9 protein-coding genes and 1 pseudogene are annotated in these 12,290 nt (G+C 39.4%); all 10 read right to left on the bottom strand.

Features of this window, described 5'->3' with window-relative positions:
* Nucleotides 1–38: 38 nt before the first annotated feature.
* The 10 genes and pseudogenes from ACZ5QV_RS05595 to ACZ5QV_RS05640 all read right to left on the bottom strand — a co-directional run bounded on the left by ACZ5QV_RS05595 (nt 39) and on the right by ACZ5QV_RS05640 (nt 12,218).
* Nucleotides 39–1,250 carry a DegT/DnrJ/EryC1/StrS family aminotransferase gene (locus tag ACZ5QV_RS05595; RefSeq protein WP_464601602.1) on the bottom strand — a complete coding sequence of 404 codons (1,212 nt, stop codon included), beginning with the start codon at nt 1,248–1,250 and terminating at the stop codon, nt 39–41.
* Nucleotides 1,251–1,744: 494 nt separating this feature from the next.
* The gene (locus tag ACZ5QV_RS05600; protein WP_464601603.1) at nt 1,745–3,295 is read right to left on the bottom strand and encodes a DUF362 domain-containing protein; all 1,551 of its coding nucleotides are present in this window, start codon (nt 3,293–3,295) and stop codon (nt 1,745–1,747) included.
* A 186-nt stretch (nt 3,296–3,481) separates the two neighbouring features.
* Entirely contained in the window at nt 3,482–4,954 is a 1,473-nt protein-coding gene (gene tnpC, locus ACZ5QV_RS05605) for an IS66 family transposase (protein WP_464599339.1), read from the bottom strand.
* 190 nt (nt 4,955–5,144) lie between these two features.
* Nucleotides 5,145–6,113: an NAD(+) synthase gene (nadE, locus tag ACZ5QV_RS05610; protein ID WP_464601604.1), complete on the bottom strand. Its 969-nt coding sequence runs from the start codon at nt 6,111–6,113 to the stop codon at nt 5,145–5,147.
* A 35-nt stretch (nt 6,114–6,148) separates the two neighbouring features.
* Complete coding sequence (iscB, locus tag ACZ5QV_RS05615; RefSeq protein ID WP_464601605.1) at nt 6,149–7,459, bottom strand: RNA-guided endonuclease IscB; 1,311 nt, start codon at nt 7,457–7,459, stop codon at nt 6,149–6,151.
* Between the two features lie 368 nt (nt 7,460–7,827).
* Nucleotides 7,828–8,847 carry an adenine nucleotide alpha hydrolase family protein gene (locus ACZ5QV_RS05620; protein ID WP_464601606.1) on the bottom strand — a complete coding sequence of 340 codons (1,020 nt, stop codon included), beginning with the start codon at nt 8,845–8,847 and terminating at the stop codon, nt 7,828–7,830.
* The gene (locus ACZ5QV_RS05625; protein ID WP_464601607.1) at nt 8,828–10,306 is read right to left on the bottom strand and encodes a class I adenylate-forming enzyme family protein; all 1,479 of its coding nucleotides are present in this window, start codon (nt 10,304–10,306) and stop codon (nt 8,828–8,830) included. Before ACZ5QV_RS05625 ends, ACZ5QV_RS05620 begins: the two co-directional genes overlap by 20 nt.
* A gap of 5 nt (nt 10,307–10,311) precedes the next feature.
* Nucleotides 10,312–10,557, bottom strand: coding sequence for an acyl carrier protein (locus tag ACZ5QV_RS05630; protein WP_464601608.1), 246 nt, complete (start codon nt 10,555–10,557; stop codon nt 10,312–10,314).
* Between the two features lie 135 nt (nt 10,558–10,692).
* Nucleotides 10,693–10,821: pseudogene (locus ACZ5QV_RS05635) on the bottom strand (zinc ribbon domain-containing protein); the annotation flags it as partial.
* Between the two features lie 719 nt (nt 10,822–11,540).
* The gene (locus ACZ5QV_RS05640; RefSeq protein ID WP_464601609.1) at nt 11,541–12,218 is read right to left on the bottom strand and encodes a 4'-phosphopantetheinyl transferase family protein; all 678 of its coding nucleotides are present in this window, start codon (nt 12,216–12,218) and stop codon (nt 11,541–11,543) included.
* Nucleotides 12,219–12,290 lie beyond the last annotated feature (72 nt).

Genomic DNA, 12,290 nt, shown 5'->3' on the forward strand with positions numbered 1-12,290 from the left:
CTAATATAGGTTCCAGATATGCAAACCCACATGGATATTTATGTACACATTAAAATATAATTTTTATTTTGGAGGCCGTTTAAAATGATTTTGACTGATTCTATAACATTCTCCACGTCTTCATCTGTCAATTTTGCAGAGATTGGTATTGAAACCGTCCTCTCAGAAATCCACTCCGCATTTGGGAAGTCCCCAATTTTGTATCCAAATGCATTCTGGTAAAATGGATGTAAATGTAGAGCAACATAATGTACTCCAATACCAATATTCCGCTTTGTCATCATATCCAAAAAATCATCCCTACTTATTTTCAACCTTTCAATATCAAGCAAAAGAGTGTAGAGATGATATGCATGTTTTGTATCTGATTCAACAGGTGCGGGAGTGAACACTGGTAAATCTTTAAACGCCTCATTATACATATTCCAGATTTCCTGGCGCCTATTCCATTGATTATTCACTCTTGGAAGTTGATGAATACCAATAGCTGCCTGAAGATCCATCATATTGTACTTATATCCAGCATAGAGGACTTGATAATGTTTATATCCGGAATCGCCAAATCTTTTCCAGGCATCTTTGCTCATGCCGTGCAAAGCCATTATTTTTATTGTGCTGGCATATTCTTCATTATCCGTAATGGCCATTCCTCCTTCTCCAGTCACAATATTTTTTGTAACGTAAAAACTGAAACAGCCCAAATCTCCAAAAGTGCCTGCTTTTTTCCCATGATATTCAGTTTCAATCGCATGAGCACAGTCTTCTATAACTTTCAAATTATAACATTCTGCAATCTCCATAATTGCATCCATTTCACATGCACGGCCTGCAAAATGAACTGGAATAATTGCTTTTGTTCTGGGTGTGATCTTCCTCTTGATATCTTCTGGATCAATATTCATTGTATCTTTTTTACAATCCGCAAAAATCGGAATTCCCCCGGTATGAATTACGACATTAGCAGTAGAAGTAAAGGTCATTGTTGGTACAATTACTTCATCTCCAGGTTTGATTCCTATTGCAAGGAGGGAAAGATGCAAAGCGGCAGTACAGGAATTTAAGGCCATTGCGTATTTTGATCCTTTGTATTCTTTATACATTTCTTCAAACTTGTGTACCTTCGGACCTGTACCCAGCCAGCCAGATTTCATTGATGCAACTACTTCTTCGATTTCAGGTTGCTCTATTATGGGGCTTCCAAATACCAGAAAATCTTTTCGCATGTTTTCCCCCTCTTCTCTACCAAACATCCGTTCCAGTCGGGACTGTTCATAATTATATTAATTGAATAAATTGGTAGATCCGGCTTTATTTATATATATTTGATATTTATTGAAAATGTGGCGGTGGCTCTTCCCCCATTTTGCCATATATTAAATAGTCTTCATATCATTAAAATTATTCCATTCCCTCTATAAAATTGTACAAATTTAAGAAGTTGCCGGGTATCCTTTCAATCTGGAAGTTAACTACCCCACCTTCTATTCTTTGGCTTTCGAGGACGGGACCCCCTTCTTCCGCCTAAAAAGTTAAAAATTTACCTTCTTTGCTCTAAACGCAATGTAATAATCAAACAAAATTCGAAAAACCTTTTGACCTCATAGAAATAGACCCTACTCAACTATTTATGAAACATTCTATGAGGCTTATGAAAATTGTGAACCTAAAGGTTCTACGGCTCCATTAACCTGAAGCTAACTTTTTTTGTTTGCTGTTTTTAACTGTTTAATAAAAATGTATATTATTATATTTGATTATCAAGATCTATCGGATGATAATCTATATAGGTATAATTTTCTTGATCATTCCAAGATTCTGAAACTCCCAGTCCCAGATCAGCTGCATAAGATTGAACGAGACCTGTCGCCTGAGAACCTACTTCTCTTCTGATATAATCTACCATAACCGAGTCTGTTGCCACTGGATCAACTCCAAAGAAAAGAGTTTCTGGTGGTTTATTTCCAAATGAATTCCACAAAGTCGGTGGCCCGTAATTTATATCAGGATTACCCATTATCCCATCCCCCACAACTAACCTTGTTTTGTCTCTAAATACTGAATTATTATTAATATCTGCCAAAAGTTTTGCAAATGGCTCTGCTTTATGCACTGGAGAACTTCCCAGGGCATCAGCACTATAATACACACTTCCAAAATTATTTTTTAAGCTTGCCGTTACTCTTCCAACACTTGGCATTCCATGTCCTTTTAACTGAGGCATATTAATGATATAGGTTGCATTAACAAATACCTGAGCAGGTCTTATTTTTTCAGCGTATGTTGTGCTTGTTGATGCATATACCGAACTATCAGAAACATAACCAGTTATCGAAACATTTGGTCTTCCTTCAATATATGCTTCACAATTGTGATTTATATAATATTGCACTCCCTTATCAGAAATTCTTTCTCTAAACTGGTCATGCACCGGTCTTGATGGATCAGTTAACCATATTTTATCTGAGGGAACGTCAATGGACTTCAATCCTCTTATTACAGAATTTACAACTGCGGGATAATTAAGCATATTTTTATTTGAATCTTCATTAAGATACAACCCCTTAGAATAATCCTGATTATTATTAAAATTTAATTTTATTGCAACTGATTGTCCATCAGTATATGGAATTATCTTTCTCCACCCTTCTTGAGGAGATGTTGTTCCAGTCAATTCCATTATTCCGAGATCTACCATTTTATCTATTTCAGTTTGATTCATGTAGTTATTAGGATTTCCTTCTCCTTCCCATGTGGAGGAATTTGAATCATGAACCGTTACAACTCTATGAGTAGAAGGTAAATCATATGCAGAGGAGATTGTTGCATATTCACTTTGAGTTCCCAGTTCTACTTGCTCAGATTGGGAGAGATTCTTTCCATATATTCCAGATTCAATCGGTGGATTTATTGATGTATTATAATAATTAACTATTAAAAATACCCCAAATATAACAGCTATAATTATTATAGATAAAAAAAATCTTCTTAACAGAAAATCCTGGGTAAAAAACATTTTAATTTTTTTACCATATGTATATGAAAATAATATTGCAAATATATTTAGATTTGCAGCAGCAGCTCTTTGACAGGGATAAACAATTCTAGAAGGCTTTGGCCCTGACTTATATATCAACCAAAAAAGGCTTGCAAGAGCTATGAAAAAAAAACTGTTTTCAATTTTATACCAAAAATGCTTTATCCTATATTTTAAAGGAATTTGTTCAAAATGACTACAATTATGAAAATGAGATTTATCATTAGAATTATGAAAATGGTTATTTTTGTCCTCTTTCATATAGGTCGTCCACCATTACATAAGTGATATTTTAAAAATACTAAACTGGAGCTTATCTTAAAACTCAAAATTTGCTCCTTTAAATCTCTTAATTTGGATAAGTAATATGGATCTGATTCCAAAAAGTCGTTCTAAATTCCAAAATTCTTTGTAACTATTCAGCCTACTGATAAAAAAAGCATAGTTTCAGCTAATGTTGCAACTATCGGATAATAGCGGCGCTCCATTGAGCGCCGCTCGAATAGCATCCATGACATTCAAGCTATTCTTTCTAATAGTGGATATGTATCCCCGAATTCTGCAGAAAGCTACCGCTCCTTCGATGCTTCGGAAAGTTCCCGAAATCTTCTGTTGTAGCTTCATCATTCTGATGTCTCGCTCTGCTTGATTATTATCAAATGGAACTCTCAGGTCATTGAGGAATTTCAGAATCCTATCCTTGTATTTTATGAACCTATCAAGGAGATTCTTTGCTTTTGTTTGTGCTGGTCTTCCTCTTTTTTTAACCTGTTTTGAGAGGTCAGGAGGTGGATTTTCTTCAATTCCCTCTTTAATTATTTTATCGTATATTTCCTCGAATGCCCTGACTTTTATTGGATCTATTGGAATTTCCATTTCTCTGCATTCGTCGGTATATTTTTTTACTTCACTCAGAAGTTCATTTACTTTTTTAGCCCATTGCTGCTCAAAATTCTCTTCAACTCCAGTGAGGTCCCTCTTAAGATGAGCATTGCAGAGAGCATGTTCACATCCATATTTGTTGTATGATGCCCAACCATCATGAACTACTACCCCCTTGTATTCTGGAAGAAAACCCAAAGCATTCATTGCCTCTGATCCTCTTTTTGGATGTACAAAATAGTATGTCCACAGACTGTTTGAAACAACATGGAGCCACCATTTTGTCCCTAAAACCCTCATTCCTGTTTCATCACAATGTACAGAATAGGCTACCCGTAGATGTTCGAAAACAGCTTTTTCGAAAGGTTCCAATTTCTGGAATAATTCCTTTTCAGCTCTTTTTATGGTAGCAGGGCTGATACGTATTCCATAAAAGTCCTCTGACAAATCACAAATCCGTTTATAAGGAATCAATTGAAAGTTCCTTAAATATACAAGAGAGGATAAAAGGCGAGGTCCATATTGAATAGGGAATTTTATAGAGTCTGGAAAAGTACCTTTGTTTATTTTCCCACAGTGAGGGCATTTCTTGGACTCAGCACGATGTTCGGTAAATATGATGTTCACAGGAGGAATATCAGCTTCTTGCCTGCGTTCACAGTCCCGAACTTCAGTATCTTCAAGATCATGACCACAATTTTCACAGCAGTGAGGGGAATGAAATATTATATGGTCAGGATCCCCAACCATTTCGAAAGTACTTCCAGAATGACCTTTTTGACCACCAGGTTTTTTCCCACTTCTTGTGCGGCTACTCTTAGGTTTAGGTTTTTCATTCACAAAAACGTCAGTAGAAGGAGGTTTACTGCTGTTTTGGCTGTTTTGATTTAGACGAGCCTCTAAAACCCTTACACGTTCCTCAAGTTCAGCAATTTGAGAAGCCTGTTTCTCTATGATAGTCTCAAGTCTCTGAATTACAGCAACGACTGCTTCAGGGCCTTCTTCATAGATTTCAAGAATCTCTTCACGTGTAAGCATGATACTGAAGAGATAGAGTTATTTTATATGCAATTTTTCCTCGAAACGAGGAAAAATTGCCTTTGTTCAAAGTATGGCTGAATAGTTACAATTCTTTTTAAATTAATGAATCTAAATTTTGATTACTGAAAAGCATATATGCAGATAACTGGGAGGTAAATAGAAAAAGCTGCAACCTAAAAGCTATGGCTTAGCTGTCCAGAGAGTAGATAGGTGCGGCTGCCCTCACATATTCGGTAGTATCTTTTATTCTATCAATATGCTTTTGAGCCTTGCTGATGGTCTCTTCGGACAGACCGGTGTTCTGCTCAATTACTTCTACGGACAGCCGGTGTTCCAGGGCATACAGTAACTGGTCCATAGTATGAATGGGCATGCGCCAGTAGAAGTCCTCATCAGAGGTATAGTGGCTCCAGGTGTCAGCACTTGGCGGCCGCTTTATAATCTCTTCGTTGACATTGAGGTGTTTTGCCAGGGCATAGACCTGGGTCTTATAACAATCCGCCAGGGGTTCAATATCCACTCCTCCATCCCCGTATTTCACGAACTGTCCAAGAGCCATCTCTGTCTTGTTGGTTGTGCCACAAACGAGGTAATTCATTTTCTCAGCATACATATACTGGACCATCATTCTGGACCTCTGTTTGACGTTCTGCAGTCCGATCAGTTCCAGATAATCGCTTGCCTTCAACCTGTATTTTCCAACTGGTTCTCCGTCTTTTATCAACTGTATATACGGAACGTTTAACAGCCCCTGGTTAAGGAAATCAGGCAGTACCAGGGACGTTTTGTGGATCTCCGGGTCATATTCGGGGCAGGTCCTCTTTATAAGTCGGTTTTTCTTCTCATAGATATCAAGTGATTCCAGTACAGGAGAGATGGGAACCTCTTCATAAGACACACCAAGGCTTTCACAAATTCCTGCTCCAAGAGTTCTACTCGAAGGAGCCGATTCTTTTTCAGGAAGGAGCAGACCGTAAACATTATCCTTTCCAAGTTCCTGTATGGAAAGCATAAGAATTACGGCTGAATCGACACCTCCCGAAACTCCTATGATTACACCCTTTTTCTTGAAACCGGCCACATGGTCCCGGATAAAGCCCCTTAGCTCCATTGCAAGCTTTTCAATGTTTCCATTAAGTTTGTCTATTATTTGCATGATCTTGCCCCCACAATGGTTAGAAGATTCACGGATCAACAGGCAGGAAGCCCGGTTGCTTTAGCGCCGGGAGGAATGCCGTACTCATCTGCCGAATATTCGTAGCCATCTCCTCTCTGTACCACTTTGAAGTATTTTTTATTAATTCCCTGTGCAATTCTTTTTCCTTCCTTGTTTTTAATGTCAAAACTGCCCGATTTCCTACAAGCAACGGAGCCAAACCAGATCCCTTTGTACTTCCCTCCAGTTACAACAGCTTTGATTGTATCGCCAGTTTGAAATCCGAAAAAGGTTTTTTGCCGGGGCAAGTATGACCGTGGAAAGCCGTACTTATCGAGATTTGTTCTTTTGTACTGCCCTCTTCCCTTTGCTTTGATGTGCAGTACGCTCTTTGTTGCAAACTTGATTGTTTCTGGTGTGGATTCGCCTACAAAAACAGCATCAAAATGGTGATCCTTTTGAATTCCTGCTTTGATCCTGTTCATTTTCGTTCTTGCGCCTGTACCGCATTCTACAGGAAGGCCCGTTCTATTCAACACTTCAAAAACCTTCCATCTGGTAGCAGTTACAATCGCGGCATCTTTAAGTGGTTTTTTGACCAGTTCGTGTACTTCCGGATGTCCGAATTCTTCCGCCGTTCTGTTTCCTTTCTTCTGGTTGCATTCTCTGCAAGCTAAAGTTAGGTTAGAAATCCTGCTTGAGCCGTCTCTACTTTTAGGAATTATATGCTCAATTTCTAAAGGAACATTTTCAGCTCCGCAGTACACACATTTTCTACCGAATTTTTCAAGCAGGTATTCCCGGACCTCATAACCTTGCAGTTCTCCCTGCTGATACTCAATTCCACTTATCTCAGGGTTTTGCATGAGTTGAGTATCAAACTTGCAGTTCTCATAGGAAATATGTGTCAGTGGGCAGAGTTTCCTGAGCCTATCGGCCCAATTTCCTATGTTATCTACACGGCTTTGCAGGGATGGAGGCAGCCAGCCTTCCCTTCTTTTCCGGTTCATGAACCTCGGCTTTCTGTATCTGGTTTTGCGGTTTCTTCGGGTTCTCCTCATTGCTCTTCTGTCATCAAGTTTCGTTTTAATTCCTGTCCTGTGATGCAGTTGGGCCGTCCAGATTACCGTTGAACCTTTCAGGATAGCAAGGCCAGTATGTCGGCTACCATAGTCTATTTTGAGCCGAAATTCGGAATTGTCCTTAGACTCTTTCAGCTCTTTGAGTCGGATTGTAAAGGGATATTTTTTGTGAATAACCGCTTTTCCCGCTTTAAGCAGTTTTCTTGCAACTGCTTCGTGGCAGGGACTTAAAGACTCTTTGTTCTTGTTTAGTACGAATGCCATATTTGGATTTCTCCGCTCTTCTTTGGAAACGAATTTCCGCGGCAGGTAACGCAATTTTTAAATTGTCTCCCCTCGCCAATGTTGGAAATGCTTGTCAGGCGTAGTACACCGTCCCTACCTCCCAGGACTTTTAATACTACACGATAGAGCTGCAAACTGAGGAAGCATTCGCAGGTATCATGACATTTTCAACGTCGTCAATTAAGACTTAGGCTGGTCAACCAGGGCTTATACAAGCCCCACTGCTTCACAGGCTGTCCGACAATTACTATCAGTAATATCAAAATTCTGTTTTTTTCGATTTAAAGGCTTTATATACCTTCTTTTTTACCGGTTTTTGCCTGAAATTGAATTGTCGGACAGCTTCTTCAGCGTGGGGTAGTTGACCTGTAATTTAGATTCTTTGCAGCTTCATCTATAAGTGGTTGTGACAGTTCCTGATGAAGTTTTTCAAGCCCTACTTCCCTTGACATATCCCCGCTTCGGACAATTCCCGCTATGTCAAAGGCATATGGGTGGATCCCGTATTTTTTTAGGTGGTTATAACAGGCAAAAGAATTCAATTTGCAGTTGGTAGAATTGCTGTCATTGAGATCCGGAGGGGTCCATCCGATCTCCACAAGAGCCTCCAGTATTTTTTCTTCGTTGTAATCCCACAGACATAGTGGATGAAGCATCTTCGGCCCTTCCTCACCCATGCTTTCAACAACATCATTTTTTAGCAGGAATTTTTCATTCGTATCCTCAATGCCCATTTTTAGAAGTTGTTTCTCAAAAAGGTTCCTGGACCATCTTATGAAATTAGCTGTCAGAGGAATTATGGGATTGGGAGACTGCCCCGGGGTGAATGCAAAAATAATGAACGGTGCATCCTGAACAATAGCCTCTTCTATCAACTTTTGTTTGATGATACTGATACAGGTATTGCATATGTCGCTTGCTCTGTATTTGGCAAACTTCGGGAATGCATCACGGGATTCCGCAGCTTTTCGGAACGTTTCGTACAGGTTCTCCTTTTCCATCGTCAGTTTAAAATAATCAGATCCCGTGAGTTCACACATATTTTTCGCGTTTTCTACAGCGTTGTCAGATATGAACCCGTTATCAAACTGGACGGCCAGAACCTTCAGGAAAGGATATTCTTTATTGAGTTTGTGAAGCGTGTATGAAGAGTCCTTCCCCCCGGAAAGCGCAAAGATCACGTCGTACTTACCCCTGCCCCCGTATTCCTTGAAGAGTTCTTCCATTTTCGCCAGATATTTGCTCTTTTCCTGTGCAGAAAGAGGAACATACGTTTCGCAAAAATGACAGAGACCACTTTCCTCATTGATATCTATGCCTGGCATATCCGAGTCCAGAACACACTTTTTACACACAATTTTTGACATTTTTGTACTCCCTTATAATTGATCGATTGGATATTTTCCCATTCTCGCTTAATGGGAGACAGTCGATGAAAAGAATCTCTCTGGGACACAGGTACCCGGGCAAATTCTTCCGGCAGAATGAAAAAAGAGCTTCGACTTCTGTCCCTTCTTTTGGAATGACCATGAGGCTAATCGCAGTCCCCATAAACTCATGAGATACCGGTACGACAAAAACCCTGGAAACCTCAGTGTTATTTTCTATGTGTTTTTCAATTTCCCTCGGATTCACACGATGATCGCCTATTTTTATGAGATCATCTTTTCGGCCGAGCAGCCTGAAATAACCGTTGGGCAATTTCTGTGCCAGGTCCCCCGTGCACATCCACCCATTTATGAATTTCTTCTCAGTGGCGATCTCGTCGTCCAGGTAACCTAATAGAATATTCTCACCCCTGGCAACCAGTTCACCCCTGATATTTGGCCCTACCGGCCTGCTTTCATCATCGAATACATCAAGCATGACGCCGGGAATCGGCTTGCCTATTGTATCAACGAACCTGCCCACATCCTCTGGTGGCAGGTAGGCCAACCGTGCTGTGGCTTCAGTCTGGCCGTACATTGGCAGAATAACCGTACTGGGACTCAGCTCCCTTATCTCTTTCACGGTTAATGCATCCATTCCCCCACCTGCGGACGCGGCAATCCTGACATATTCAAATGCTTTTTTGAACCTTTCAGGATAGCGAAGGAGGATACGATAAGTGCTGGGTACCCCGTAGAATATGGTCACTCCTGATTCAATCAGGCTGTAAGTAGATCCTATGAAATTCATACTCCCTATTCTGACAGACCCCCCGGCAATCAGGTGGGAATCGATAATGGAATTCCCAAAAGCATGATGTGGGGATATAACCAGTGCTCCCTTATCATTGGTTGTTATGCCGAGTACCTCGATTATCGATTCTCCATTTGCTACCAGGTTTCGGTCACTTAACATGACTCCTTTTGGAGTATCTGTTGTGCCGGATGTGTACAGAACCAGCCTCAGGTCCGGATTGTTGTTCTCGGTTATGATCATTTTACGCAAGGTATTTACAAAAGTATCATTTGAAACAACAATTACGGTCCCAAAACGCTCAAAAAAGTCCTCACCATATTTTGAGTACTGTGCCTCTGTTGCAATTATGTTATTGACATGGGCATTATCAAGAATTTGTTCCAGACTGAATCTCGGCATTTCGATCGGGAGAGGTATTGCAATGTTAGCTGACCGGTATATTGCCATGAGAATCTTTATATATTGTATTCCGGACTCCGCCAGGATTGCAAATCTGCAATGCCTGAAGTCCCCCATGGACGAAGCAATAGCATCTATATCCTCATCGAGACAGGTGTAGGAGATGGAGTTTCTTCCATCTTCAAGAGCAATTTGAGTAGGTGTTTTTCTGGCGTATTCTGTGATATAAGCATCGATTCCCATATCTCTCACTTTGTCAGTTTGACAATTAGGTTAGTGATCCCCTGCAGTGAATCAAAGTTTTCCGGCGTCAGCTTATCCTCGGGAATTTCGAGGGTATATTTTTGACAGATATAGTCCATCAGTTCAAGAAGCCCGATTGAATCCATGATTCCGTTCTGTGTGAGAGAATCGTTATCTTTCAAATCAATGTTAGTTTCCATAAAAGAATTGTCTTTCAGATAACTAAGTATATCATTCTTTATAGGTTCCATTTGACCTTAACCCCCCCCATTCATATGGCAAGTGAACTACCCGCTAAATCTAAAGATTTAATGGGCTTCATGCTTCATACCCCGGCGCAAATTCTACTAGTTCACAGACCATCCCACCGTTCCAGTGGAGTATCTTTATGTGTTCGCAAGTGCAAACTTTTTAATGTTAATTACGGCGTTAATGTCCCTATCATGGAACGTCCTGCATTCAGGACATTTCCATCCCCTGACTTCTAAAGTGATATCAGGGTTATGGAATCCACAAGTTTATAAAACAACAGATTGTAGCGTATCGGTTCCAAAATAAAAGATAAAATCACGGATAAACGCTGATGGACAAGGATGACGTAAATCCGTGTTATCTGTGTCCATCTGTGGTTCTTCACGTTGACCCACAGGTCTATTTCAAAGTCCGAATTTGGGTATATAATTTGGAATCGCAGTAGTATACACTTTCATCTTGTTAACGCCCCCGTGAATTTAGCTTCCCCATAAATATTTGAGTAATCCCCATTAGTATTTATGTATTATCAATTATTTATAATGATTCCTTTATAAATTGTTAATATTGTCTATTGTATCGTTTGTCATATTGTTTCCCGTGTCAGTTATCCCACTTTCTGCATGTGTCTTTTCAATTTATACGATCATTTCTAAGAGCGTGTCTTAAAATTTAACTTGGTTCTACAACTGGGAAAGAACTTACTCATTTGAACTGAAATAAATGGCTTGAATTTTAAGACAGCCTCGAATCAGGCTGGCTATAGTCCAAGAAAAAAATCAAAATCATTCAAAATAATTTTAGAAGAGCTTGACATAAAGCAAGCATCATTATTCTCTTTCTTGAACCTGGGAAAATACCTGTAATTTCAACAAAAACGTTATCAATAGGATTATTCAGTCCTTAGGCCTGGACTAACAAAGTCGATGGATCACGAAAAACCATGCACCTTTGAAAGTCAAGTCATAGATAAGTTAAGTTCTCATCGACAGTCTATTTTCTGAAGACGATTTATATTAATCATATGTCGGTTGTCACCGGTAATTATAGTAAGTATATACATTTTGTCTATAATATGGCTTGAATGAAAGAGGTTGTTGAGGTTCAGTTCTTTGGTAAAAGTGGAAAAAACACTCTCATTTGAAAACTTGCAATATGCTTCATTTAGGGTCCATCTAGTTAAAATATCAAGATTGTTTTCGGATTTACCATTTTGCAAAGTTTCGTTGTGCAGGAATTTTGAAATTTTAGAAAGAGACCGCTTTTTCCTAAACTCAACATCAATCCCGACCTCAACCTTTGATACTGCAAGGGCAACAATATTTTCAGTATATGAGATGCAGAGATGTAACTCTTCATGGGAGTATGTATGGATTTTTCCATATTCATCCTTATACATGGATATGTCAGATACGTACTTTTCCTTAAGGAGCCGGCACAGGACACATTTCAGAACCATTCTGGAAACAATATATCTTTTTTTAAAATAAGCTGTTTTTAATCTCTCAAGATATTCCTTCTCAATGCCGTCCAGGTGTTCCGTATCTAATACACCATAGTCATCTAGATCAACCAGAAAAATAAGAACATCATTTTGTCCCCATAAGCGAGGTATATGCTCCAAAGAAATGAGTGGTATCTTTAAATCTTTAGTTTGCATACCAGTTCACAAGATATCTGCTACAAACCTAACTTCCGCATTTTTAGGCGCATAAATTCAATATTTTCAAAA

This window comes from Methanosarcina baltica, assembly GCF_055394095.1.